Origin of the sequence: Cystobacter fuscus DSM 2262, from assembly GCF_000335475.2 — a bacterium.
Lineage (GTDB): Bacteria > Myxococcota > Myxococcia > Myxococcales > Myxococcaceae > Cystobacter > Cystobacter fuscus.
This window is the reverse complement of sequence record NZ_ANAH02000028.1, coordinates 36,279-60,684: the sequence shown is the minus strand read 5'-3', so window position 1 is coordinate 60,684 and position 24,406 is coordinate 36,279. Positions and strand designations below refer to the sequence as shown.

The following is a 24,406-nucleotide window of genomic DNA, read 5'->3' as shown; positions in this document are numbered from 1 at the left end:
GGCCCCTCAACGCCCTATCTCCTGAAAAAGCAAGGGGTCGGCCCCCTGGCTCCGACCCCACGGCCGTGGCGTGAGATGAGAGGAATTCGCGCGACGGGGAGACTGGACAACACCGAGACGGAGGCGATTGTCTGATTCGCCCTCCATGAGCCAAGGGCACCTGAATTCGCGCGTCACGGTAAAATTTCAACCCAACGCCTTCCCGTACACGCCGTGTCTGGCGAATACACTCCCGCGAGGCACCCTGGCCAGTCAGGCTGGTGGAGTCGGCGGATGCAATGAAAACGGGAGGGGGCAGGTAATACGCCCGGTATCCGTGCTAAACAATGCTCGGTAGATATCCCGGGGGTTTCATGCCGTGGAAGTTTCGACGTGCTCTGGTGTCGTCGGTCGCCGTCATCCTCATGCTGATGGGGCTGGGGGTGGTCTGGTGGCGGCAACCCGGAAGTGACACGCCAGCGCCGCGCGTGGAACAGGCCACCGCGTCCGCCGCATCGCCCGCCCAGCCCACCGTCGTCTCGGGCCTCGCCGCGCCGAAGGCGGATGGACTGCGCGTGTGGACCCCCGGAATGCTCTACCGCTACGCGCTGAGCACGGAGCAGAAGGTCTCCTTCGGCAACAGCAAACAGCCGGCGGGCGCGCCCTCCCTCCCCGGAATGCACCTGACGCTCCAGGGAGAATGGAGCGTGGGGGTGGTGGCGGTGGAGGCCGAGCGCGTCCATGTCCGGGTGAACCTCCAGACATCCACGTTCCAGCTGAGCGTCGAGGGCAACGACGCGCTGCCCCCCGACGTGCGGCGCACGATGACGGCCGCGCTGGAGCTGCCCTTCTTCCTGACGCTCGACAAGTCGGGCGCGGTGGCGCTCACCCACTTCGAGGAGCCGGTGGATGACCTGACGCGCGGCATCCTCCGCACGCTCGTGGCGTCCTCGCAGTTCGTGGTGCCGGGACAGCTCACCCAGGCCTGGCGCAGCGACGAGCTCGACACCACCGGCCAGTACGTGGCGGTGTACGTGCGTCAGGGCAACAACCGCTTCGAGAAGAAGAAGCAGGTGTATACCCACCTGACCACGCCCCAGGGACTCCAGCCCATGGGCTCGGACGTCCACACCACCACGTATATGAGCGCGGTGTTCGAGCTGGGCGAGGACATCTGGACCCAATCCCTCCAGGACAAGGAGCACCTGGAAGTGGACACGGGCGAGGGCATGCCTCGGGTGTTCAACGATCTCGAGCTGAGCCTGCGTCTGCTGGAGCGCCGGATGGACGCGACGCTGAAAGGCTCGCTCGAGGCCCGCCGGGGCCTGTTGAGCACCGCCACCATGGCCACCTTCCAGGGCCGCGCGCAGGATCCCCTGGAGCACTACCGGCAGATCCTCGGCAATCGAACCTTCGATGAACTCATCCAGGCGCTGCGCTCGCTGCCCGCGGAGGAGAAGGCGCGGGACGATGCGCGCACCCAGGTGATGGAGCAGCTCCGGGCCCTCTTCATGCTCCAGCCTGGCGAGGCGCTGAAGGTTCCGGACATCCTGCGCTCGGGAATGCCCCAGCTCGCCGCCAGTCCCATGCTGGGTGCCCTCTCGGCGGCCAGCACCCCGGAGGCCATCCATTCCCTGGCGACCGCCAGTGGAGACTCATCCCTCGCCCATGATGTCCGGATGGACGCGGTGTCCGCCCTGGGCATGGCGGGCGAGCCCAACCGCGAGGGGGTGGATGCCTTGCGCCATCTGACGCGCGACCAGGACGCGATGCTGCGGGACACCGCGTCATTGGCTTTTGGCAACGCGGCGTACCAGATGACGGATGACGACGCACGCGGCGCGGAGGCGCTCGTCCATGAGATGAAGAACAACTACCGCTCGGCCACCACCCCGGAACAACAGGCCCTGGCCCTGCGGGCCATCGGCAATACCCGGGCACCCGACGCCCTGGACACGATCCGGGAGGCGCTCCGCTCCAATGCCATCCAGGTCCGCGTGGCCGCCATGGAAGCACTGCGCAACATCCCCGGGCCCGAGGCCGACCGGCTCCTGTCCGAACGGCTCCTCACGGATCCCGCCACCCAGGTGCGCCGCGGCGCCGTCTTCGCCTGTGGTTTCCGTCCCCTCGGCACGCTGCTCCCCGTGCTGAGGCAGGCCCTCCAGAAGGATGCCTCGGACGGAGTCCGCTCCGACATCATCAATCTGCTGGGCACCGTGCGGGGCGCCGCGCCGGAAGCCCTGCTGTTGTTGCAATGGGCCAGCCAGAACGAGCCCCATCCTGAACTCCGGCGGATGGCCGCGGTCTTCCTCAATACACCCACGGCCCCCTCCCCCCTCCCGCCAGACTCCCCAGCCCACTGAGCCGCCCCCATTCCATGGCTCGCCTCCGGCCCGGGCTTCCGGGCCTTGGTGCCTACGCGGGGAATCACCACGGGTCATGAAAAATTGTCTATTCGGTTAATTGTTATTTTCTAATAAATGAAGTAATAGGCGGGCGGCTTTCAATCGAAGCGTAGTCCTCCCACCCACATTGAAGGATGCCCATGAGCATGAAAACGCTGCGCACCCTCGCATTGGTCGCTGTTGCTGCTCCCGGTATCGCCGCCGCCCAGAGCTTCACGGATCCCACCACCTATACAATCCAGCCGCAGAAGTACCCGGCCACGACGCTGGCGCCGGGCTACATCATGAACGACAACCCCGCCTACCCGTGGGAGTCCACGGTGGCCCCGTTCGACCCCAACGGGATGTACACGCCCGGTGAGCAGAACGCGATCGCCGTGGACGAGCGCAATCGCACGGGTGGCACGCTCAGCTATGACCCGAGCGACTACACCTACGAGGTGAGCGTCGATCAGGGCCTGATTCCCGAGGCCAACCAGCACATGGTGCCGGGGCCGCTGGAGTTCCTGCCCTGGACCAATCCCAACCAGACGTTCAACAAGACCTACACGCGCATCGAGCGGTTCGGCAACAGCGTGTTCGGCGCGGGCTATTCGCTGAACGCGACGGTCACCGCCGAGACGGCGACGACGAGCCAGGACAAGAAGGTCGACGCGGTGGCCGAGGGCAAGGTCTTCGGCACCGCGTTCTCGTACGAGAAGGAGCTCGTGCTGGGCCGGGCCAACATCTCCGGGCAGCAGGGCGGCGACAACAGTGGCACCGCGGCGCTGTACGCGGTGGGACAGCAGATCTGGTCCACCAACCTCTACGCCACCTACTCGCCCACGCCCATCAACTGGAGCCGCACCTTCTTCTCCGCGACCAAGCGCTTCATGGTGGGCCCCGTGCCCATCTCGGTGAAGGCCTCGCTCGCCGGCGGCGTCAAGCTCGCCGTGACGGGTCAGATTGGCCCGACGGTCGCCAAGCTCAGCGCGATCCCGGGCGGCTGGGCCAACGTCAACGCCTCCGCCGCCGTGGATGTCATCATCCTCGCCTTCGGCCTGGAGGGCGCCCTGTCCCTCGTCAACGCCACCCTGCCCTCCTCGGGTGAGTTGTTCTGGCCGATCTGCACGCTGGACTGGAAGCTCAAGTCGAACCTCGAGCTGAACACGCTCTCGGGCACCCTGAAGCTGTACGCCAAGCTGAAGATCCTCTTCATCAAGAAGACCTGGCGGGTGACGATCGCGAGCTGGTCGGGCATCACGCGCAACTGGTCGCTGCTCGACCTCGGCGGCTCCCAGCCCCTGGGCATCTGCGGCTGAGTCCCCGCTTCACCCGGCCCGCCGCGCTCCGTCCATGCTGGGAGGGGGCGCGGCGGCCTCGAGCACGAGGCTGTCCCGCCGCGTGAATCCTTCCGTGGCGAAAGCCCTCTCATCCAGCGCACGCCCGCTCGCACGCGAAGTGTTGCTTCCCAGTCCACAGCCCGCCGCACGGGAAGCAGGGACGGGGACTTCAACTCCACTGGAAAATGAGAAAAAAAGCCCGGGGAGTCTTGATTTACAATTTTAATGGTGTAGAACAGGGAACATATTTTAACCCCGGTTTTCAAGGTTTCTGCCCGGGTGGGACACGGCGCGTGCAGTGGGGTGCTGGCGGTGGTGGTGACCCTTCATGATCAGGTCATGAACATCTGGCGAGAGCATCGTCTCTTGGCGGACCCACGGGATGGGCTCGCCGCTGCGTTTTGTCTTTCTTGAAGGGCACCGTCGATGCGATTCGCGCGGGGGTGCAGCGAGGCCATGCGTCAGGGAAAGGCGTCTGTCTGTCTGATGGGGTTGGTGTTGGGGACCGCGGGCCTCCTGGGCGGCTGTGAGGAGCCCGCCCCGCCCGTCACCGAGCCCGGGGCGGTCCAGAGTGGGAACGAACAGCCCCAGACGACCCCTCCCACGCCGCCCGGCGAGCCCCCGCCCACGGAGCCGGAGGGCACCGAGCCCCCGCCGTCCTCCGTCGACTTCACCGCGCGGGTGCTCCATTACCACTACGGCTTCGACCTGCGGCCCACGGGCGACACGCCGCACCCGGCCCACTCGCGCCTGTTCTTGAAGGTGCCCGCCTCGGGCGGTGACTGCACCGTCTTGAAGGGTCCGCCAGGCATCACCCAGGTGAAGTGGAATGGGGCGGCCGCCACCCACGTCGAGGCGCTCACCGGCGCCTGGCGCATCTGCGGCCCCACCCTCCCGAATCAACCGCTCGTCATCGAGGCGGACATCCCTGTCCCGGTGGCGACGTATGACTATACGCAGGTGGGCTTCTCCCAGCGGAGGGACCGCAAGGGCCAGCTCGCTTCGTACCTCATGAGCTGGGTCGAGCAGTGTGACCGGCTGGGGCTCTGTGACGACGCCCCCGGCCAGCTCGCGACCTTCAGCTACGAGGTGGAGCACGACGCCGCGGACGTCGTCCTGTGCCCGGGCACGCGGCTGAACGTCAGTGATACCCTGACGCGCTGCGGGAGTCTCCTGCAGCAGGCCCCCACCTATTCCTCCTTCGCCATCGCCTCCAATCCCTCCTGGGTGCGCACGACGTTCGCGGAAGCCGGCCCCTACCGGCTCGAGTTCTTCGAGGGGCCCGGGGGCTTGCTCGCCCCCGCGCTCCAGCCGACCGTCTTCGCGGACTATCTGGAGTGGATCACCGGACTGCTCGGCCCGCTGCCGTACGGAGACACCCTGCGCGTCGCGGGGGCCCCCACGGAGTTCCTCGGAATGGAGCACCCGGGCAACATCATCCTGTCCGAGGCGCTGCCCGAGCTGCGCAGCGAGTACGCCGACCAGACCCGGCACACGCTGATGCACGAGATCGCCCACCAGTGGGCGGGCAACCGCACGACCATGGCGGAGGCCTATGACTTCGCCTGGAAGGAGGCCATCGCCGAGTACCTGACCTATGTCTACGAGGCGCGGCACTGGCCCCAGGACGCGGCCAGGACGCGCGCCTACTGGGACCGGCTGGCCCGCTCGGCCATGTTCTATCCGAGGCCGGAGGACCAGCCCGCCCCCTTCCTGACGTTCGCCGCGGACGTGTATGGCACCGGGCCGATGCTCCTCTTCCTGCAGCTCGAGGAGCTGCTGCCCGGGGGCCAGGAGGACGTCCTGCGCGGCATCCAGCACTTCCTCGCGGCGCCCGGCGCGCGCACCACCCAGCACCTGCACGAGTCCCTGGAGCAGGGCGCCCACCTGGCACCGGGCTCACTGGACGTCTATTTCGACGCGTGGATCCACGGCAGCAACGAGCCGGACTGGCCCTACTTCGACGTGGAGCCGACGCGGGACGAGGAAACGGGGCAGCTCACCCTCGCCGTCACCCAGCAGACCTACGAGGGCGGCATCTACCCGGTGAAGGTGAAGGTGCGGGTCCAGGGCGCGACGCAAACCCGGGACATCCTCGTCGACTACGGGCTCGCGCCCACCAGCGCCACGCTCGTCACCCCCCCGGAGCCCTTCCCCGAGCCCGTGGTCCAGGTGACGGTGGATCCCGAGAACCGGGTGGTCAATCGGAGATTCTTCGGCGCGCTCAGAGAGGCCGCGCCGCCCCGTTGGCACTTCTGACTTCCACGCGACTCCCTCCCCGCGCTCGAGCCATTGAAGAAGGAGTTGTCCAGGTGAACGCACGACACGACAACCAGAACGCCACGCCGCGCTTGCGCTGGAGCCGCTGGGGCGGTCCGGGCCTCGCGATCCTCGTCCTCGCGGGCGCGGGCTCCTATGCCCTCTTCACCCGGCTGGCGCCGACGTCCGGAGAGCTTCCGGCCGCCGGCGAGTCCGGCACGCCGTCCACCCCCGGAGCACGGGCCACGAACGCCGCCCGGGGCACGGCCACGGGAGCCCGCTCCGCTCCGGTCTCGCCGGCCGCCTCCGCGGCAAGCGCCTCCTCCCCGGGAAACACCGTCCCCTCACTGGCCACGGCGTCCCCGACGACGGAGGTGGCGGCGGGGCAGGAGCCGACGATGGCCCAGCGCCGCGAGGCGGTGCGCCAGGCGGCGAACAAGTTCCGCCACGGGCGCTTCAATGCCTTCTTCCGCGAGGAGAAGTTCCTGGAGGAGTTCGCGCACGGCGGCCCGGCGCAGCTCGCCGCGCTGAAGGAGGAGCTGACGGACCCCACGCCCCTGGCCGAGCTGCCCGCGGGCACCTCCTTCATGCATGGAAAGCCAGAGGCGGTGCTCGAGCGCATGTCGATGATCGACATGCTCCACTCGCTGGCCCCCAAGGATGCCAGCGCGCGCGACACCATGGTGGCGTTGTTGATGGAGCCGGTGGACAGCTCGCTGTCCGACACCGCGAAGAAGGGGCTGGTGGGGGAGAAGTTCGATCTGCTCTTCCGGCTGGCCCAGTTGGATCGGCAGCTCGCGGTGGACTCCTACGCCCAGCTCGACAACCCGAAGTTGAAGAGCCTCCTGCGCGAGGCCCTCCTCGCGGGACTGTCCGAGTCGGGCGCGAGCATGGACGAGGTGAAACAGCTGACGCGGCACCTCTGAGGACGCATCTGGCAGTCGAAGTCGTGTAGACGCAGCTGTAAGCCGGTCCCCTCTTGTCTCCGCTCGTCCGCCCCGGTCCGGGGCGAAAGGGAGACATGCACCGGATTCCCCCTTGAAAACACTCGGGCGCACACCGGTCGGGCCGGAGACGGCACGGGTGCGCCCGTTTCACGAGTTCGTCGTGGCGGCAAGGCAACGTTGTACCTCTCGACGCAAGGAGCAGTCAGTGATCCAGAATTGGAAGCAGGGACTCATCGGAGCTTGCTGTGTGGCTTTCAGCGCGGCGTGTGGGGGCGCCCCGGAGAAGGACGCGAGCCCGGCCGATCCGGTGCAGCAGCAGGCCGGTGACGACGTCCAGGCGGCCCTGAGCGCGCTGGGCAAGGTGGAAGTGGTGGACATGGGTCCGGGCAACGTGCCCACCTTCATCCGCGGCAACTTCGGCAAGGTGGACACCTCCTTCACCGCCCCGGGGCTGCGCGTCTCGGGTGAGCTCGCCCACCAGGCGCTGCGGCCCGTGCTCGACCGGGTCGCCCCGGCGTTCCGCCTGAGCACGAAGGAGCTGAACCTCCGCTCGGTGCGCACGGATGACCTCGGTTTCACCCACGCGCGCTATGAGCAGACGCGCAACGGCCTGCGCGTGGTGGGCGGAGAGCTCCTGCTCCACGTCAACAAGGCGGGAGAGGTGTTCGCGGCCAATGGCAACGCGCGCGGCGCCAGCGAGCCGACGACCCTCAAGCGGGTGTCCCCCGAGGCCGCCGCGCGGGCCGCCGTGGACGGCACGGCCACCCTCACCGCGCAGGGCACGCCCGGCCCGGTCTACTTCCTGAGCGCCCAGGGCGAGCTGTCCCCGGCCTACGAGGTGACGGTGGTGGGAATGCGCGAGGGCCAGCCCGCGCGCGACCTGGTCTATGTGAGCGCCCTGTCCGGCGAGGTGCTCGACGTGCGCCCGCAGCTGCACTCCATCAACCGGGCGCTCTACTCGGCCAACAACGACTGGAGCACGCCGGGCACGCTGCGCCGCAGCGAGGGCGGCGGCGCCACGGGCGACAACCACGTCGACACCAACTACAACCACATCGGGACGACCTACAACTGCTACGACACCTTGTTCGGGCGTGACTCGTTCGACGACCGCGGCTCGCGCATCCAGAGCACCGTCCACTACGGCCAGGGCTACGTCAACGCGTACTGGGATGGCGTGCAGATCACCTTCGGGGACGGCGACAACGCCAACTCGGGCGAGCTGGGCCGGGACCTGGACGTGGTCGCGCACGAGTTCACCCACGGCGTGACGCAGTACGAGTCGGGCCTCGCCTACCGCAACGAGTCGGGCGCGCTCAACGAGAGCATGTCGGACGTCGCCGCGGCCTTCTGCTCGAGCTGGTCGCGCGGGGGCGCCGTCGACGCGGACATCTGGAAGATCGGCGAGTACATCTGGACGCCGGGCATCGGTGGGGACGCGCTGCGCTACATGAACAACCCCACGCAGGACGGCTCGTCGAAGGATTACTACCCCGAGCGCTACACGGGCACCTCCGACAACGGGGGCGTGCACTGGAACTCCGGCATCCCCAACCTGGTGTTCAAGCTGCTGGTCACCGGTGGCACGCACCCGCGCGGCAAGACGGGCGTCAACGTGACCGGCGTGGGCATGAACCGCGCGGCGCAGACCTGGTACCACGCGAACGCCAACTACTTCACCTCCACCACCACCATGTCCCAGGCGCGCGCCTGGACCGTCCAGGCGGCGCAGGACCGCTACGACGCCACGGTGGTGCAGGCCGTGCGTGACGCCTGGAGCGCCGCGGGCGTGCAGTAGGCGGCGCCTCGGACGAAGTGCAACACCCCACACCCAACACCCACACAAGGAAGAGACATGAAGAACATCCTTTCCGCGCTCATGCTCGTCGTCACGGGCTTCTCGACTTCCGCCGTGGCCCAGCTCAGCGCCCGCTGCTCGCTGGATGACCAGCTCACCACCACCACCTCGGCGCAGGGCCGCAACGCCTGGTCCCGCAAGTGCGGGTACATCTCCGCTTCGCGCGAGGCGTTCCTCAACTCGGAGAACGAGTATCAGGTCTACACCAACGCCTGCGCCAGCTACCCCACGGTGCAGCCCGGCTCCACGTGTGCCCAGTACGTGCCCGACAACGAAGCCGCGGCGTGCATCGCCGGCCTCGTCAAGCTGGGCAGCTGCGTGACCGGCTGCTTCACCCCCACCCAGCGCGTGGACTTCGCGGGCCGCCAGTTGCCCGTGCCCGAGGCCTACGCCAACGGCATGAAGGAAGTGACGGCCCTCACGCCCGCGGCGCAGCCGGGCCTGCTGTCCTTCGCCAACCAGACCATCCGCGCCTATGTGGCGGGTGACACGCAGGAGGACATCTTCCTGCTCAAGACCCGCGAGGGGCGCAGCCTCGAGGTCACCGCCGAGCACCCCATGCTCCTGAACGATGGCACCATGGTGAAGGCGCGGACCCTGAAGGCGGGCGACACGCTCATGGGCGCGGATGGTAAGGCGCTCACCCTCTCCGAGGTGACCGTGTTCAACTTCAAGGGCCAGGTCTGGAACGTGCGTCCGCAGAGCACCGACAAGGCGGAGAACGTCATGAGCGCCGAGGGCTTCCTCACCGGCTCGGTGCGCTTCCAGAACGAGTGGGCGGCGGACGACTACCGTCTGTCCCTGCGTGACGAGTTCGAGGTCGGCGGCCTGTAGTCCCCCGCCCCCCGTCCACCGGCCCCGGCCTCGCCGCCGGGGCCGGCGGCACCCCGGACCGGCTCCTTCCCCGTCTAAAAAACAAAAACAGTAAATCGAGTAATTCGTAATCAAAGGAGATACAAGATGAGAGCATCGATGTTCGTCGCCGTGTTGGCCTTCGTGGGCATCTCCTCTCCCGCGATGGCCCAGCTCGCCACCCGCTGCACCCTGGACGACCAGCTCACCAACGCCACCCTCGCCCAGGGCCGCAACGCCTGGGCACGCAAGTGCGGCTTCATCTCCGCGGCCAAGGAGGCCTATCTCAACTCCGAGGGCGAGTATCAGGTCTTCCTCGAGGGCTGCTACGCCTACCCCAGCGTCATCCCCGGCTCGTCCTGCAGCAGGTTCATCCCCGCCGACGTCAATGCCGCCTGCATTGGCCTGACTGAAATCAGCAAGCTGGGCACCTGCGTCACCGGCTGCCTCACCCCCACCCAGAAGGTGTCCTTCGGCGGCAAGCACATGCCCATCCCCGAGGCCCTCGCGTCCGGTGCACCCACCGTCACCGCCCTCACCCCCTCGGCCACGATGCTCGCCCCCACCTACTCCGAGCAGCCCATCCGGGCGTATATCGCCGGTGACACCATCGAGGATGTCTTCGCCCTCCACCTCACCAATGGCATCACCCTCGAGGTCACCTCCGAGCACCCCATGGTCGATGGCGAGGGCAACCTCGTGAAGGCCAAGTCCCTCAAGGCCGGAGATCTCCTCCTCGCCTCCGATGGCCAGAAGGTCTCCATCTCCGACATCAACGTCTTCCGCTTCAAGGGCTACGTCTGGAACGTCCAGCCCTCCAGCCACGACAAGGCCGAGAACATCTTCGACGTGGAAGGCCTGCTCACCGGCTCCGTCCGCTTCCAGAACGAGTGGGCCGACATCCACTACCGTCTCGCCACCCGCGAGGAAGCCGACGTCCAGGGCCTCTAGTCCCATCCCTGTCTCCTGTTCCCCCACCCGCCCGGTGCGCCTTCCCGGGCGGGTGGTCTGTTTTGAAGTCCCTGAACCCTTCCCCATCTCAAAAGGACTCACCCATGAGGGTCGTTGCCAGCACTGATTACAAGCCCCGCGCACGGGGACGTCTTTCCACCGTTCTCTTCCTCGGCGGCGTGCTGGGCACGGGATGCGGAGATCCAAACAGGGAGCCCACTCCTGGAGATGGGTGTTCCAACACGACATGCGAGCCCGGTGCCCAGGGACAGGAGATCATCGGCGATCGCCAGTACAACGTCCTCCAGTATAAATATGGCATCGATCTCACGAGCCGGCAGGCCAGCTCGGAACTCGTGGTCCAACCGAGCGAGACCATTGACTGCCTCAGCATTCCCGGGCCCGCCAGCGTCCAGAACGTCTCCTGGCAATGGGGTGGCACCTCCGTGCTGCAGGGCTTCAACTGGTCCAATGAGCACTTGAACATCTGCTCCACTTCGGATGTGGACGGCACCCGGGGGCCGTCGATCATCAAGAGCACCTACACCGTCCCCGAAGCGACGTACGACTACAGCCAGGTCGGCTTCTCCAGGCGCCAGGACTTCTCGGGAGGCCAGTTCACGTACCTGCTGGGATGGGTGGAGTCGTGCGACCTGTTCGGACCGTGCGACGACGCCGCGGATCAACTCACGCGCGTCTCCTTCACCGTGGATCACCCGGAGAATCAGCTCGTGCTCTGTCCCGGAGTGCGCACCACGCCGAGCAACCGTCAGACCCGGTGCGACCTGCCGGCGAACGTCAAGGCCCCCACCTACTCGTCCTTCGCCGTCGCCTCCAACCCGAACTGGGTGGAGACCCAGTTCCTGACCTCACCGGTGAGCGTGAAGTTCTACGAGGTCCCCAACGGCCGGCTCCTCCCCGCGCTCAACCGGGACGACGTCTCGCACTTCCTCGGGTGGATCACCGGTCAGTTGGGTGCGCTGCCCTACGGCTCGGAGCTGCGGATCGCGAGCGGGCCCACGGACTGGTTGGGCATGGAGCACCCGGCCAACATCATCCTCCGCGACGATCTGCCCCTGCTGCGCAAGGACTACGCCAACATGACCCTGCACACGCTCATGCACGAGGTGGTGCATCAGTGGGCGGGCAACCGGACCACGCTGGCCAGCAAGTGGGACTTCGCCTGGAAGGAAGCCCTGGCCGATTACATGACCTACCTCTATGAGGAGCAGTACCGCGGTGGCGAGGCCGGGCAGACGCGCGTGTACTGGGACCGTCTGGCCCGGGGGGCGGCCTACTACCTGCAGCCGCAAGACAACCCCGCCCCCAACTACATCACCTTCGTCAACAACGTGTATGGCTCGGGGCCGATGATCCTCTTCCTGCAACTGGAGCCGCTGATCGGCAAGGACAAGGTGCTCGCCGGCATCAAGAGATTCCTGTCCTCGCCCACGGCCCGGAGCATCGACGATCTCCGCACGGAGATGCAGATCGCGTCGGGAAAGGACCTCGCGCCCTACTTCAACGCCTGGGTGAAGCGCAGCGGCGAGCCGAACTGGCCCTATTACGAGTACGTCGAGTCGGACGGCTGGAATCGCGCCAATGGCAAGCTGACCTTCAAGGTGGCGCAGCACTCCGACATCTACTACCCCGGCTACGTGGAGGTCGAGGTGTCGTTCCACAACCGCGGCGACAAGAGGATCGGACTGGCGAAGTTCGAGCTCACGGGACAGAACAAGGAGGTGACGGTGGAGGTGCCCGTGGGTGACGGCTGGGAGCCCTCGGGTTTCGTGGTGGACCCCAACAGCAAGTTCGTCAACAGCAAGCTCATGGGCCTCACCGCGGAGCCGGAGCCCATCCGCTGGAGGCTGTAGTCCCCGGCCTGGCGAGAACCGGCTGGAGTGGAGGAGCGCTCCAGCCGGAAGGACCAGCCCCGGCATCAGCGGCCGGGGCCGGGGCCGAGCGAGCTAGCGCACCGGCTCCATCGGGCACGCGGGCAACATGCTGTTGCCCGAGTCGCTCCCCGACAGGCAGTAGACGGTGCCGCAGTCGTCCGGGCAGTTGTAGCGCGTCTCCGGAGAGCGGCAGAGGCCGTCGCCGCAGAAGCCACAATCGGTGTAGCAGTTGCTCAGCGTCTCGCTTCCGGCGCACATCCCGTCACCGCAGTAGCCGCAGTCCTGGGCGCAGTTGCTCGCGTTCTCGCCGCCGTTGCACACCCGGTCCCCACACAGGGTGCCGCAGTCGGTCCAGCACGTCCCCGTCGTCTCGTTGTTGTTGCACACCCCGTTGCCGCACAGGTTGGGGCAGCCGCAGTCGCGCGGGCACGTGTTGACGCTCTCGCTGCCATTGCAGAGATTGTCGCCGCAGTAGCAGTCCGTGGCGCAGTTCAAATCGCTCTCGCCGGCCGCCGCGCTGCACACCCCATCTCCACAGTACGAGGGGTAGCCGCAGTCATCCGGACAGCTGTACTGGGACTCCCCCCCCTGGCACATGCCGTCACCGCAGTAGTAGCAGTACGACGGCAGCAGCGCGCTCTGCTCACCCGCCGCGAGCGGAATGGCGGGGCACATTTCCACCAGCGCGTCGCTGGAGCGGGCCAGGCCATCTGGCTCCAAATCCTCTCCTGGCAGGCTGGAGCCACATCCCAGGAGCAGGCCCGTCAGGGCGAGCACGAGCCCGCCCGACCTCGTCCTCTTCATGGACTGGGAATGAGAATGAGAGATCCGGGCCAGTGTCATCGCGAGCCACGCCGTCATGAGTCCCTCCTGGATGGGGGTGGAGATCCTCCACACCATCAGGCATGAAAAACAAAAACGTGAAAAATCTAAAAAAGGTGAAGACAAAAACCGACAGGGCGACCGCGCGGCCAAGCCCACCGCATGAAGGGTGGATTCGACGAATACCCGGCCCGTCCGTGGCCCGAGGGCCCACTCAACTCAAGAGGAGGGGTGAGCGCCGAGCAGGGAGTCCAGGCTCGGCGCGGAGGCCCAGAGATAGCGCGTGGACGGAGAGGAAATGGCCGCGAGCAGGGAATCCGACGGCTCCCCCTCCAGGCGCGCATCGCACGAGCCGACCGGTGTCAGTCCTCCGATGCAGGGCGCGTACTCCGAGGCGGGAACGAAGTACACACAGTTGTTGCCCTTGGGCGCGCACGGCTGGGTGAAGCAGCCGTTGGCGAACACCTGATACTCGCTGAAGCTGTTGAGATTGGCCTCCCGGGTCGTGCTGATGTAGCCACACTTGCGCGCCCAGGCGTTGCGGCCCCTCTTCTGCTCCAACGTCGTCAGCCGGTCATCCGAAGTGCAGCGGAGGGCGAGCTGGGCCTGCGCCACGCCCGATGCACCCACACACGCGAGCACCACCACGAGCCGAATATCTTTCATGCCGCCGTCTCCCTGGGAATTTCAGTACGGGAATCAAATTCTACCCGGAAAATAACGGAATTCAAGGGAGGGAGGGGAACGAAAGCACCCCCTGAGGCCGAAAGGTTTGTGTCTCCTCCCCTCACGCCGCTTCCAGCGCGCGGCTAGCCTCGGGCCCATGCACACCAAGGCCGCTCCATCCATCGCGCTGCTGCGGGGCCGGCGCACCCTGCCCCTGCTCGAGGCCTACTTCGAGCTGCACCACCTCAAGCACCTCTACCGCCAGGGCTGGCTGCGCGTGGGCATCCCCCGCGAGAGATGCGAGAGCGTGGCCGAGCACTCCTTCTTCGTGGCGCTCCTGTGCCTGTTCCTCGCCGACAGCTCCTTTCCCGAGGCGGACGCCTCGAAGCTGGTGCGCATGGCGCTCCTGCACGACGTGGGCGAGGCGCGCGCCGGAGACATCACCCCCCATGACGGCGTGAGCCGCGAGGAGAAGCAGCGGCGCGAGCGCGAGGCCGTGCAGCGCATCTTCTCCGAGCTGCCCCGCGGCTCCGACTACCTCGCCCTGTGGGAGGAGTACGAGCAGGGCACGTCCTTCGAGGCCCGGCTCGTGCGCCAGGTGGACCGGCTGGAGATGGGTCTGCAGGCCACCGTCTACGAGCACCAGGGCGCCGGAGACCTGTCGCAGTTCTTCGCCTCGGTGCACAAGGTGCTGGAGACGCCCGAGCTCCAGGCACTGCTCGCCGAGCTGGAGACCCTGCGGCCCGCCCGCTGAGCAAGCGGACTGACTCGGGGGAGGACGCCCGCGCCGCGAGCGCCTCGCGCCGCACCTCGTTCAGGGAAAGCCCAGCCGTGTCACCGCGCTCGCCCGACGCGCTCGTCGGCGGGGGCAGTTGGGGGTTGCCCTCAGCGAGGCGCTCGCCTGCAAGACGACGCCTCTCAGCGTCACCGCGCAGGAGGAGTGAGCAGGGCCTTCACGGAAATGCGACGGGCAGAGGCGTGGGAATGGTCTCGGACGGCAACGGGAGGATGACACCCAGTCGGCCGTTCTCGTTGGAGCCCCACGCGAACAGACTGCCGTCGCTGAGCACGGCCAGGGAGTGGGAGTGGCCCGCGGAGATGGCGGTGGCATTGGTCAAGGAGGAGGTCTTCACGGGCCTGGATTGATCCTTCAACGACAAGTCATCTCCCAGCTGCCCCGCGGAGTCCCTGCCCCAGGCCATGACGTCATTGGCGCTGTTGAGTGCCAGGGAGTGGCCGTTGCCCCCAGCCAGCGCCTGGATGTTCGCCAAGCCGCTCACCTGTTGGGGTTGGGACCTCTTGGTGCTCGTTGTTCCATCCCCCAGCTGGCCGTGGTCGTTGGCTCCCCAGGTCCAGACCCCGCCCGCCGTGTCCAGCGCCAGTGCATGGGTGCTGCCTGCCGCGATGAACGTGATCATTGGCAGCTCCGCCACCTTCACGGGCGTGGCGCTGGACGGAGTGTCCGAGCCCAGCTGACCCAGGGTGTTGTCGCCCCAAGCCCAGACCGATCCATCCGTGCCCAGTGCCAGTGAGTAGCTGACTCCAGCGGCAATGGCCTTGATGCCCGGCAGTCCTTCCACCTGGACGGGCGTGTTATTCGCATGGCCCGCGTTGTCATTCCCCCAGGACCAGACCTGACCTGACTGGCTTAGCGCCAGGGAGTGTGAAAAGCCCGCGGCGATGGCGACGACATCACTCAAGCCAGGAACTTCCACGGGAGCAGTCTTGATCGCGCCTGAGTCTGGCTTACCCCACGCCCAGACCTTGCCGGCGCGCAGTGCGAGGGAGTGGCCATGGCCCGCGGCCACTCGCTCCATGTTGCTCAGCGTGGCGATCTTCGTCGGCGTCGAGCGGAGTGTGGTCGTACCGTCTCCCAACTGTCCCGTGGTGTTTTCTCCCCAGGCCCACACCGAGCCATCGCTCCGGCGCGCCAGGCTGTGCTGTCCTCGCGAGGAGACGTGGGTGATGGGGGCAGGTTGGGAGCCTCCATCTGGCAGCGACGTCAGGCAGACGCTGGGATTGCGCTGGCAATACGCCTCTACGTCCTTATCGAAGTCCACGCACCCCCATGCGCCGAGCAGTCCGGCCAGCAAGAGGAGCAGGGCGTGTCCACCGGGTGCCGCGGGATTCCGAGTCATGGCCACCTCCCATAAAGGAACGCTGAGGTCCCGTTGGTGCCCACACCGATGGATGGGGCGGCGTCGTCGGGGGCTCCCAGCAGGTACATGCCCGCCGCGGTGAGCAGGCCCGCGGCGCCCACGCCCAGCAGACTGAAGCCCGCGGTCTGCCAGTTCTGGCCGCGTCTGCCGACCAGCTCCGCATCCGCCCGGCTCACGATGCGGGGATCGTCATCGCGCAGGATGTTCGCCTGCGCGCGGGAGATGCCCAGCGAGACTCCTCCCGCCACCACGAGGGCTCCTCCCGCCAGGGCGGGAATCAGCGCGTGCCGGCGGAGCCCGGAGGGCGTCTTCTCGGACGGGGTCGCCGTGGATTCGGCCTTCAAGTCCTCCGGCTGGGCCGGAGGGTTGGGCATGGCCTTCAGCTCGGCCTCGACCTGCTGACGGACAGCGTCGACATCCGCCTGGATCTTGGGAGACACCGGCACGGGCAGCTCCGCCTTGGGCCGCAGCAGGAAGCCCCGGCGGAACGCCGCCTTCGCCTCGTCCTTGCGGCGTAGCTCGTACAGGAGGATGCCTTCATAGAGCGAGAGCGTGACGTCCTCGTCCGTCCCATGGCGCTCCTGGCGGGCCACCTGGAGCTGATCGAGCGCGCGCTCGTATTGAGTGGTGCCCAGCAACTGCTGGATCACGAGGAGGTGATTGCGGATGGACTCACGCGCGGCCAGGGTCGGAAGTGGGAGCGCCAGCACCAGCACCAGCGCCACCGTCCGGAAACCCATGGGATGTCTCAGAAGGCAGCTCACGTAGGGAGAACCCCGTGCACAGGGGAGCGAGACGGCGTCACCGGTGCCTGAAAGAAGGCGAATATGTTGCCCCGGAGTTCCAGGGGCCACCGACGTGAATCCCGGATCCGTTCAAGACAAGACTGGATGTGTCGAAGGCAATGTCAGGGGGGCGCCGGGCCCACCCCACTCCAGCCCGGTGGGGGAGGGGGCTCGGGCGGTGCTTCCACCCGCGGCGCGCGCCGCCACCAGCCCACGAGTCGCCGGGGCCAGTCGGGCGGGAAGAACCCGCCAACACCCGCCGCCTGCCTCCACGGCGATGGCTCGCGCTAGTCTCCACTCCGTGAGCGATGCCCTCGGACGTACGGTCGAATCGATTCAGAAAGCCATCACCCAGGTCGTCCTCGAGCGCGGCTGGGCGCTGACCCAGCTCCCGGGGAAGTTGATCTGGTCCCTGGCGCTCCGGGGGGAGCGGACCTACGCGTGCTACATCCAGATCGAGCCCGAAGAGGGACGCACGGTCTTCTACGGCGTCGTTCCCGGGACGGTGCCGGAGCCGGCACGGACCGACGCCGCGGTCGCCATCACCGCCATCAACTACGGCCTCGCCGTGGGGAAGTTCGAGCTCGACCTGACGGATGGCGAGCTGCGCTTCTCCAACGGAATCGACGTGACGGGCACCGTCCTGGACCCCGTGGTCTACGCGCGGCTCGTGGACCACGTCATCTCGATGCTGGATGCCTACGTCCCCACGCTCTCCAGCCGCCTCGCGCTCGAAGGCTGACACGGAGCCGTCTCCGTCTTGTATGGCAGTCGGTCCGGACGGCGAGCGAGCCAACGAGGGGATGGGTGCTTATCGGGTGCTGCCGGGCTTCGCGCCCAGCCGCTGCTCGTACGCATCCAGCGTGCGCTGCCAGGCAGGCCGGGCCTCGCACCGCTCCTGGTAGGCGCGCACGCGGAGTGGTCGAGGCCGCGCACCTCATAGGGCAGGCCGCACTCCTCCAACATTCAAAGGGGGCGCAGGTCGCGCGTGACGCCAATCACCTTCGAATGGACACGGCCAAACGCATGGATCGTGAGCATCCGGGGACTTGAGCGCGGCCTGGCCGCGAAGTCCACTCAGGAACTGGAAGGTCAGGAACAGGGCAATCAACGACAGGAAGGCGAAGGCGGCGTTCATCATGAAGAGGGTCGCGGGCCGGCGCTTGCCGAAGACGTAGAACAGCCAGAAGCCCGCCACCATAACGGGCAGCATCAGGAGCATGCGTCCCGCGGACACGGTGCCACTGCCCATGAGCCGGGACAGGTAATAGGACAGGGTCACCGAGCCGAGAAAGCTCGTGACGAAGTACAGCGCCTGCTCACGATCGTCCCGCTTCAATCGGTCCACGTTCCCCTCCTCGTGGCGAATCTGTCTTCCCCCTACCCTGGAGACTGAGGCCTCCGCCGACCAGGGGACGGGGTTGAGCCCCCTCCCCTGCCTGCTCACCCCCGAACGGGAAAAAGGGCGCTGAAACTCGCGCGTCCCTCCGCTTGGCCCTGGCGGATTGAGCCTCAACACCACGCGGGAGAGAGCGTGCGGAAAGCGCGGCCCCACAGGCCATGGCCCCGGAAACGCCAGCGGATGGAGACACGCTGTCACCTCCCGCACGCGGTGCGCGGACAATCTGGCGCACGGGCAGTGCTGGCTCCCGGACAGCCCGGGCGTCCCGCTCTCGTGGTCCCCGTCCGCCCCTCCCCTGGTCCCGTCCTTGCTTTGTGTGAGGAGCAGCCCGCCATCGCGCCTCCGGAGCCCGCCCATGCCCTTCGTCCGTCCCTCCGCACAGGCCCTATACCCTCTCTGCATCACCGTCTCGGTCCTGGCCCTCGCGTACTCCCTGAACACGGTGGCGGACGTCCTGCGCCAACCACCCCTCCGCTACGCGCCCGCCTTCACCACCGTACCTCCCGCCCCGAGCCCCGGCGAGCAGCCCACGCCCCTGGCACTGGACACGCTCTCCCGCCAAATCGGGCCGCCGACCGTCCCACCACCCTTTCCCAAGGAGCAGACGTCCGCGCTCGCCTCACTCTGCGCGCTGGACATCCGGCAGGTCGGTCCCTCTCTCCATGAGGTGTCCCGCCGCAACGGCCCGCCCGACAGACACTGCGTCGCCGAGCCGCCCCAAAGCGGCCCCTTCTTCAAGAACGGCGTGGCACAGGGCATGACGCTGTTCTCCGTCCACCCGAACTCCTTCTTCTTCCAGCTCGGCCTGCGCGATCAGGATCTCGTCCTGCGTCTCAACGGCATCCCCCTGAACAGCCCGGAGGGCGCGCTCGAGGCCTACGCCCTCGTGATGAAGGCCTCCCGCGTCGAACTCGAACTGGAGCGCGGCGGGCGGTTGCTGCGTCAGACGTACATCATCAAGGGCTGAGGAACCCAGCAACTCGCGCGGAGGCGTGGACATGGGGCGATGATGCCACCTTCGGCTATCCGAAGATCCTCAGGAGCGGTCTTCCGTAGGGCAGTCCGGGCCAGGGGATTCCCGCCACGATGCACACCAGCGCGATGAGCAGTCCCACCGCCCACCGGCGATGCTTCGCCTTGGAGTCCCGGGCCTTGCGGCTCGCGACGGAGGCGACATGCGCGATGACGAGCGCCGTCAGCATCGTCGTCGCGTGCTCGAGGCCGAAGAAGCGGAGCACGGAGATGGACATGACCGACCGCAGGCCCTCCAGACTCCGGGGCGTCAGCGGACTGAGCACGAAGTAGAGCGACAGTCCGAGCAACACCTGGCTGTCGAGCAGGGTGATGAAGAGCAGCCGCACGCGCTGATCCGTCCGGGTCCACTCGAGGCCGCCCGCCCAGCCCCGCACCGCCCGGACAAAGGTGACGAGGCCCAGCAGCACCACGCCCCAGCGCAGCCAGGAGTGCAGGAAGAGAACGCCTTGATAGAGCAGGTCCTTCACGGGTTTGTCCTTCGCATCGATTCGATCCAACGGCGGACGGCGGCGCGGCCGACCTCGTCCACGACATGCGTGCCCAGGGGCGGCATCTGGACCGCCGGCTCGCGGCTGCCGATCCGGTACAGCAGCGTGCTGTGCGACCCATCTCCGGGGGCGACCCGCAGGAACTTCCCGCCAGCCCCGAGCGAGGGCCGGAACTGGGAAGGCACTCCCACGCCCGTGCGGAACGCCCCCGTGGCCTGGACGGACGCGAGCTCCTGCGATTCCAACCGGAGCCGCGGGCCCGAAAAGCTCGCCAGGGCCGTCTCGTTCGCGTTGTGGCACGAGACGCCACAATTCATGTGCAACCAGCCGAGGGCCTCGCGCTCGACGGGCGTTCCCGGGAGGAGTGGCGCCTGGCCGGGCGGGTGCGTGAGCAGTCCCTCCTCGGCGAGCTGCCCGAGCGTCAGCCCCGAGGCCGCCTCATGCGCGAGCGCCACCGCCTCGAAGCCGAGGACGCCGTCTTCCCGGCCCCGATGGCAGGCCTGGCAGTCCAGCTGACTGGGAATCTCGAAGCCCGGAGTGCCGGGCACGTCGCGCTCGCCCTCCGTGAGCTCGAGCGCCACGTGCTCGTCCTCGCTCCAGCGGTAGGTCGTCCGCAGCCAGGAGCCCTCGGCGCGCTTCCACATGAAGCGGGTCTCGATGCGCCGGCCCTTCCAGCGGAACTCCTTCCAGAACTTCGTGCCCACCGGGAAGCGCCACTCGTCCATGCGCGAGGTGTCCACCCGCGTCCCCGGAGGCAGCCACACGAAGCGGGACTTCTCCAGGCCATCGCTCCACAGCTGGAGCCCGGGCGTGAAGGCACGGACACCCGGACCGGGCTGCCTCGCCGCCCACCCCGTCCCTCCTTCGCCATACAGGCCGGTGCAGGCCAGGTGGCGCGGATCGCCCTCGCAGCGCACGCCTCCGTCCACCTCGGTCCACGTGTCCGGGGGCTTCCGGGTACACCCCATCTCCAGGCCCAGAATGAGCAGGACTGCACCAGCGCGTGCGGAGAGCATGAACAGACACCTGAAGGCATGCGAGGACAGCGCGACTACTTCCCGGGACGGGCCCGGTTCACGAGCGCCTCGAAGGCCACGCGGGCCCGCTCATCGGCGCGCGGGTCCCGCACGAAGCGGCTCGAGGTGTGATGGCTCAGGTAGATGCCACAGAGTTCCCAGACGAACTGTTCGACATCGAGTCCGGCGCGCAGGTGCCCGAGGTCAACCGCCCGCTGGACGAACTGCCCCAGCGTGGCGCGCCACTGCGCCTCGAGGCCGAGGACATACTCCCGGACGGGGCTCTCCACGTCGTCGAGCTCGAACATCGCGGCGGCCACGGCGCAGCCCCCCGGGAGTCCCGCCCGCTTCGCCCATCCCAGCCAATGCTGGACCAGGGATTCCAAGCGGGGCAGCCCCTCGGGCGCCTTCATCGCGGGCTCGAGGACGCACGGGAGGAAGACGCGGCCGGCGTATTCGAGCAGTCCCACCTGGATGTCTTCCTTGCCACGGAAGTGGGCGAAGAGCCCGCTCTTCGACATCCCCACCTGTTCCGCCAGCCGGCCGATCGTGACTCCCGCCAGGCCTTCCTGGCTCATCAGGGCCAGGCCTTCCTGGAGGATCCGCTCGTTCGTCTTGGGGGCGCGCTTCGCCATGCGCCAGAAAAAGCACGACCGGTCGTGCTTCGTCAAGTTCCACGGGTTCAGGACTTCTCGCCCGCGGGGCGCACATCCAGCGCCTGCGTCCAGACGGAGGAGGGCTGTCGGTGCCATTGCCAGGACGTCTCCGCCAGGTCCTCCGATACCTTGCCAGAGCGGGGGCCCCATCGGGGAGCCCTGCCAACCATAGGGGGGCGTGATGCCCGATGGCAAATGGGAGTTCGTGGGCAAGGTGGGCATCATCAACTGGGATGGCGATCCTGAAGTGCGGTTGCGCCCCTCACCCAGCACGAATGGAAATCCCATTCGCACGTTACCCTTCAGCGCGCACGTGCAAGTCATCAAGCGCTCCACAGACGGCTGGTCCTACGTCGCTACACCCGGCGGACAAGAAGGCTATGTCTCATCGGCCTACATCTGGACGAACCTTCCCGAACCGACCGCACGGTTGCACCGTGTGGAAAAGGACTTGGCGGGCACCGCGATCGCCATCAGCGAGGCCTACTATGGCGATCAGATCTGCTGGGGACAGGATCTGCGCTTCTACGTGAATGTCCTCGGGTTAGCGAACAAGAAAGCGATTCCCAAGGGCGTGACGGGGTGGAAAAGCGTGAAGTTCAATGAGAGGGACCTGATCTGGATTCCAAGCCGCCGCTATGCCCAGTCGCTGGTGTCGGTTGTCGATTCTGGATCGATCTCCTACGAGTTTCTCGAACGGCTTGCCTCGCCGATGCTGCGCTTCGCCCAGTTCTGCGAGGATCTCGATCGAGCCATCCGGTTGTCGAAGAATTATCTGGGAAAAGCCATTTTGAAACATGGCGAGAAGGAGGTGGTTGAGGTCCTCGAGTCGCTGGCGATGATGGCCCTTGTCTCTATCGCCATCCTGGGGGCCACCACCGTGGTGGTGGGGGTGGTGACTGGCGGCTCTGGCGCCGCTTACGGCTTCGAGCTGGGCCTCCTGATACTCGAGTGGATGGGGCTGGCGATGTTCGTGGGCTGGGTGGCGGAGTCTCTCGCCACAGTGGGAGGGGAGTTCGCCAAGTTTTTCAGCGCCGTCTGGGAAGCGAAAGGACGGGTGTCCAAGCTGGAACAGGCAGCACAGCAGTTCGCCGAGGCCCTGGCTGCACTGCTGGGGAAGTTGCTGGAACTGGCACTGATGGTCGCGGCCTCGAAAGGGGTGAGCTGGGCCGCCAATGCGCTGCGCGGGACACCGATTGGCCGCTGTATCGGTGAGGGTAAGATTGGAGAGTGGCTGGGCAAACGCTTGGATCACTTCAAAGAGGGAATGAAGGGACGGCCTCGGGAAGTGCTCGGCTCGTTCTATCGACGGGTGGAGCTTGTCACGAAGACCGCCAAAAACAAACTTCAGTCCAGGGGAGAGTTTGACGGGATCGACATGAGCAAGAAATTGTTCATCGAGTACAAGTCGGCCCGGAAATTCTTCAAAGGGGATAAGACTCCCGAGAATTGGGCGAAGGACCAGATCTACACCAAGACGCTCAAGCGGATCTCCATCCTGCTTCACGAGGCGACCGCGACCCGGCCGAAAAGCGATGGCTCCCCCACCGTCCCAACGCTTGAGGAGATCAAGGGTTTTCAGAAGATCCAATTCCGCATCGATGGAAACACCCCCATGCTGCGGGCGGCCGTGGCCGCGCAGCTCAAGGCGCTCCGCACCCAATTCCCGGGCTGGAGCTTCGATGCGACTTACGGGGTCAATCTGCTCTTGCCGCCCCTGCCTGACGCCGTGACGCAGGCCAGGTGACGGGCAGTGATAGATTCGTCACCGGAACATAGGGAGGCAGATGATGTCGGTGGCGATCCTCATCGAGTTCAAGGAGCAGGGCCGCAAGGAACTCTACATCCCAGTAGCGACCGAGGGGGAATACGGCACGGAATGGGTTGAGAATGCGGAGAAACTGGGCCTGCGCTGGCTGCCGCTCTTTCAGGCTGGGACGTCCGTGGATGTGGCGGATCTGCCTGCGGTCGTGAACGAGATTCAGCAACTGCGCGCCAGACTGGTCGGCAATCCCAAGAAGGCCGCGACCGTGGAACGTATGGATTTCATCCTGGAGAGCCTGGGCGAGGTGCCCCCCGAAGAGATATCCAGGATCTTCATCGGCTAGTGGCCCCCAGTCCGGACCCGCGCCGAAGCACCGCCCCACCTCCAGGTCACTTCCAGGTGATCTCACTCGCGCGAGGACGCCCGCGCCGCGAGCGCCTCGCGCCGCACCTCGTTCACCAGCCGGTGCGCGTGCCGCGTCGTCTCCGGCTCCCGGTAGCGCGACGTCATCCTCAACACCCACTCCACCGCCGTGGGCAGATCCATCAGGTGCCCCGGCGATACGTAGACGGGCAACACGCCGCGCCGCGTGCGCACCGCCCGGCCCACCACCTCGCCCTGGTGGAGGATGTCCGCCACCGCGCCGCGCTCCTCCCCCAGCGGCCCGTGCTTGCCCACCAGCAGGGACTTGGCGCAGCCGATGGACGGCACCCCAAACAACAGGCCCCCGTGACACGCCAGCCCCAGGCGCCGGGGGTGCGCCGTGCCCTGGCCATCGAAGATAATCACATCCGGCCGCACCTCCAGCCGAGCCCACGCCTCCATCAGCACGGGCAGCTCCCGGAAGGACAGCAGCCCCGGCACGTAGGGAAAGCCCAGCCGCGTCACCGCGCTCGCCCGGGCCACGGGCTCCCGGGTCTCCGCGTCCAGCACCACGAAGCCCCCGGACGCCCAGTCCTCCCCCCGGCTCATGGAGATGTCCGCCCCCGCCACCCGCTCCACCTTCCACCCCCTCGGCGGGCGCAACACCACGCGCTCCTTCAACTCCCGCTGCAGCGCCACCGCCTGGGTCGGCGTCAGGTCCCAGCCATGCAGGGAATGCCGTTCCATCCCACCCTCCTCGTGAGGTCAACCCGCTCGCACT

Annotated in this window: 22 protein-coding genes; 13 read left to right on the top strand and 9 right to left on the bottom strand. The window is 67.1% G+C overall.

Annotated elements, in window-relative coordinates; translation table 11 throughout:
- Positions 1-380 precede the first annotated feature (380 nt).
- The 8 genes from D187_RS34960 to D187_RS34925 all read left to right on the top strand — a co-directional run bounded on the left by D187_RS34960 (position 381) and on the right by D187_RS34925 (position 12,447).
- Complete coding sequence (locus tag D187_RS34960) at positions 381-2,342, top strand: HEAT repeat domain-containing protein (protein WP_043432986.1); 1,962 nt, start codon at positions 381-383, stop codon at positions 2,340-2,342.
- A 182-nt stretch (positions 2,343-2,524) separates the two neighbouring features.
- The gene (locus tag D187_RS34955; protein WP_002624733.1) at positions 2,525-3,685 is read left to right on the top strand and encodes a hypothetical protein; all 1,161 of its coding nucleotides are present in this window, start codon (positions 2,525-2,527) and stop codon (positions 3,683-3,685) included.
- Positions 3,686-4,162: 477 nt separating this feature from the next.
- Positions 4,163-5,965: a M1 family aminopeptidase gene (locus tag D187_RS34950; protein WP_002624730.1), complete on the top strand. Its 1,803-nt coding sequence runs from the start codon at positions 4,163-4,165 to the stop codon at positions 5,963-5,965.
- A 53-nt stretch (positions 5,966-6,018) separates the two neighbouring features.
- Positions 6,019-6,891, top strand: a complete 873-nt coding sequence (locus D187_RS34945; protein WP_002624729.1) for a hypothetical protein — start codon at positions 6,019-6,021, stop codon at positions 6,889-6,891.
- 226 nt (positions 6,892-7,117) lie between these two features.
- On the top strand, positions 7,118-8,710 hold the full coding sequence (locus D187_RS34940; RefSeq protein ID WP_002624728.1) for a M4 family metallopeptidase: 1,593 nt from the start codon (positions 7,118-7,120) through the stop codon (positions 8,708-8,710).
- A 57-nt stretch (positions 8,711-8,767) separates the two neighbouring features.
- Entirely contained in the window at positions 8,768-9,604 is an 837-nt protein-coding gene (locus D187_RS34935; RefSeq protein WP_002624727.1) for a Hint domain-containing protein, read from the top strand.
- Between the two features lie 126 nt (positions 9,605-9,730).
- Positions 9,731-10,573 carry a Hint domain-containing protein gene (locus tag D187_RS34930; RefSeq protein WP_211241608.1) on the top strand — a complete coding sequence of 281 codons (843 nt, stop codon included), beginning with the start codon at positions 9,731-9,733 and terminating at the stop codon, positions 10,571-10,573.
- A gap of 104 nt (positions 10,574-10,677) precedes the next feature.
- Positions 10,678-12,447 carry a M1 family aminopeptidase gene (locus tag D187_RS34925; protein WP_002624725.1) on the top strand — a complete coding sequence of 590 codons (1,770 nt, stop codon included), beginning with the start codon at positions 10,678-10,680 and terminating at the stop codon, positions 12,445-12,447.
- Positions 12,448-12,540: 93 nt separating this feature from the next.
- On the opposite strand, the gene D187_RS50835 is transcribed toward D187_RS34925, so the two are convergent.
- On the bottom strand, positions 12,541-13,329 hold the full coding sequence (locus D187_RS50835) for a hypothetical protein (RefSeq protein ID WP_002624724.1): 789 nt from the start codon (positions 13,327-13,329) through the stop codon (positions 12,541-12,543).
- A 180-nt stretch (positions 13,330-13,509) separates the two neighbouring features.
- A complete protein-coding gene (locus D187_RS50830; RefSeq protein WP_002624722.1) occupies positions 13,510-13,956 on the bottom strand; it encodes a hypothetical protein in 447 nt (148 codons plus the stop codon).
- Positions 13,957-14,113: 157 nt separating this feature from the next.
- Between D187_RS50830 and D187_RS34910 the strand changes: the two genes are divergently transcribed.
- Positions 14,114-14,710: an HD domain-containing protein gene (locus tag D187_RS34910; RefSeq protein ID WP_002624721.1), complete on the top strand. Its 597-nt coding sequence runs from the start codon at positions 14,114-14,116 to the stop codon at positions 14,708-14,710.
- A 199-nt stretch (positions 14,711-14,909) separates the two neighbouring features.
- Here D187_RS34910 and D187_RS34905 read toward each other — a convergent pair whose 3' ends face one another.
- A complete protein-coding gene (locus tag D187_RS34905; RefSeq protein ID WP_002624720.1) occupies positions 14,910-16,094 on the bottom strand; it encodes an RCC1 domain-containing protein in 1,185 nt (394 codons plus the stop codon).
- Entirely contained in the window at positions 16,091-16,855 is a 765-nt protein-coding gene (locus D187_RS34900) for a hypothetical protein (RefSeq protein ID WP_002624719.1), read from the bottom strand. Before D187_RS34900 ends, D187_RS34905 begins: the two co-directional genes overlap by 4 nt.
- 346 nt (positions 16,856-17,201) lie before the next feature.
- On the opposite strand from D187_RS34900, the gene D187_RS34895 reads away from it, so the two are divergent.
- Positions 17,202-17,642 (top strand): YbjN domain-containing protein, encoded by a 441-nt coding sequence (locus D187_RS34895; protein ID WP_002624718.1) that lies wholly within the window; start codon positions 17,202-17,204, stop codon positions 17,640-17,642.
- 195 nt (positions 17,643-17,837) lie between these two features.
- On the opposite strand, the gene D187_RS55710 is transcribed toward D187_RS34895, so the two are convergent.
- Positions 17,838-18,239, bottom strand: a complete 402-nt coding sequence (locus D187_RS55710; protein ID WP_043432983.1) for a hypothetical protein — start codon at positions 18,237-18,239, stop codon at positions 17,838-17,840.
- A gap of 418 nt (positions 18,240-18,657) precedes the next feature.
- Here D187_RS55710 and D187_RS50825 point away from each other — a divergent pair, with 418 nt between their 5' ends.
- Positions 18,658-19,269 carry a hypothetical protein gene (locus D187_RS50825; protein WP_002624716.1) on the top strand — a complete coding sequence of 204 codons (612 nt, stop codon included), beginning with the start codon at positions 18,658-18,660 and terminating at the stop codon, positions 19,267-19,269.
- A 55-nt stretch (positions 19,270-19,324) separates the two neighbouring features.
- On the opposite strand, the gene D187_RS34880 is transcribed toward D187_RS50825, so the two are convergent.
- Genes D187_RS34880 through D187_RS34870 form a run of 3 tightly spaced genes read right to left on the bottom strand, consistent with a single transcriptional unit; the run spans position 19,325 to position 21,476 of the window.
- The gene (locus tag D187_RS34880) at positions 19,325-19,804 is read right to left on the bottom strand and encodes a hypothetical protein (RefSeq protein ID WP_002624715.1); all 480 of its coding nucleotides are present in this window, start codon (positions 19,802-19,804) and stop codon (positions 19,325-19,327) included.
- Complete coding sequence (locus tag D187_RS34875; RefSeq protein WP_002624714.1) at positions 19,801-20,841, bottom strand: hypothetical protein; 1,041 nt, start codon at positions 20,839-20,841, stop codon at positions 19,801-19,803. The genes D187_RS34880 and D187_RS34875 overlap by 4 nt, the downstream gene beginning before the upstream one ends.
- Before the next feature lie 35 nt (positions 20,842-20,876).
- Complete coding sequence (locus tag D187_RS34870) at positions 20,877-21,476, bottom strand: TetR/AcrR family transcriptional regulator (RefSeq protein ID WP_002624713.1); 600 nt, start codon at positions 21,474-21,476, stop codon at positions 20,877-20,879.
- Positions 21,477-21,678: 202 nt separating this feature from the next.
- On the opposite strand from D187_RS34870, the gene D187_RS34865 reads away from it, so the two are divergent.
- Together D187_RS34865 and D187_RS34860 are read left to right on the top strand one after the other, a co-directional pair.
- Positions 21,679-23,244, top strand: coding sequence for an SH3 domain-containing protein (locus D187_RS34865; RefSeq protein ID WP_002624712.1), 1,566 nt, complete (start codon positions 21,679-21,681; stop codon positions 23,242-23,244).
- A 43-nt stretch (positions 23,245-23,287) separates the two neighbouring features.
- Positions 23,288-23,605, top strand: a complete 318-nt coding sequence (locus D187_RS34860) for a hypothetical protein (RefSeq protein ID WP_002624711.1) — start codon at positions 23,288-23,290, stop codon at positions 23,603-23,605.
- A gap of 62 nt (positions 23,606-23,667) precedes the next feature.
- Here the strand turns inward: D187_RS34860 and D187_RS34855 are convergent, their stop codons facing one another.
- Complete coding sequence (locus D187_RS34855; RefSeq protein WP_002624710.1) at positions 23,668-24,372, bottom strand: endonuclease V; 705 nt, start codon at positions 24,370-24,372, stop codon at positions 23,668-23,670.
- Positions 24,373-24,406: the final 34 nt, after the last annotated feature.

Bases quoted from the DNA above. Each gene is read 5' to 3' on its own strand.
- D187_RS34870 (WP_002624713.1), bottom strand. From the start codon at position 21,476: ATGGCGAAGCGCGCCCCCAAGACGAACGAGCGGATCCTCCAGGAAGGC.
- D187_RS34900 (WP_002624719.1), bottom strand. From the start codon at position 16,855: ATGGGTTTCCGGACGGTGGCGCTGGTGCTGGTGCTGGCGCTCCCACTT.
- D187_RS34860 (WP_002624711.1), top strand. From the start codon at position 23,288: ATGTCGGTGGCGATCCTCATCGAGTTCAAGGAGCAGGGCCGCAAGGAA.
- D187_RS34925 (WP_002624725.1), top strand. From the start codon at position 10,678: ATGAGGGTCGTTGCCAGCACTGATTACAAGCCCCGCGCACGGGGACGT.
- D187_RS34905 (WP_002624720.1), bottom strand. From the start codon at position 16,094: ATGACTCGGAATCCCGCGGCACCCGGTGGACACGCCCTGCTCCTCTTG.
- D187_RS34955 (WP_002624733.1), top strand. From the start codon at position 2,525: ATGAGCATGAAAACGCTGCGCACCCTCGCATTGGTCGCTGTTGCTGCT.
- D187_RS50825 (WP_002624716.1), top strand. From the start codon at position 18,658: ATGCCCTTCGTCCGTCCCTCCGCACAGGCCCTATACCCTCTCTGCATC.
- D187_RS50835 (WP_002624724.1), bottom strand. From the start codon at position 13,329: ATGACGGCGTGGCTCGCGATGACACTGGCCCGGATCTCTCATTCTCAT.
- D187_RS34930 (WP_211241608.1), top strand. From the start codon at position 9,731: ATGAGAGCATCGATGTTCGTCGCCGTGTTGGCCTTCGTGGGCATCTCC.
- D187_RS34935 (WP_002624727.1), top strand. From the start codon at position 8,768: ATGAAGAACATCCTTTCCGCGCTCATGCTCGTCGTCACGGGCTTCTCG.
- D187_RS34865 (WP_002624712.1), top strand. From the start codon at position 21,679: ATGCCCGATGGCAAATGGGAGTTCGTGGGCAAGGTGGGCATCATCAAC.
- D187_RS34855 (WP_002624710.1), bottom strand. From the start codon at position 24,372: ATGGAACGGCATTCCCTGCATGGCTGGGACCTGACGCCGACCCAGGCG.
- D187_RS34910 (WP_002624721.1), top strand. From the start codon at position 14,114: ATGCACACCAAGGCCGCTCCATCCATCGCGCTGCTGCGGGGCCGGCGC.
- D187_RS34875 (WP_002624714.1), bottom strand. From the start codon at position 20,841: ATGCTCTCCGCACGCGCTGGTGCAGTCCTGCTCATTCTGGGCCTGGAG.
- D187_RS50830 (WP_002624722.1), bottom strand. From the start codon at position 13,956: ATGAAAGATATTCGGCTCGTGGTGGTGCTCGCGTGTGTGGGTGCATCG.
- D187_RS34950 (WP_002624730.1), top strand. From the start codon at position 4,163: ATGCGTCAGGGAAAGGCGTCTGTCTGTCTGATGGGGTTGGTGTTGGGG.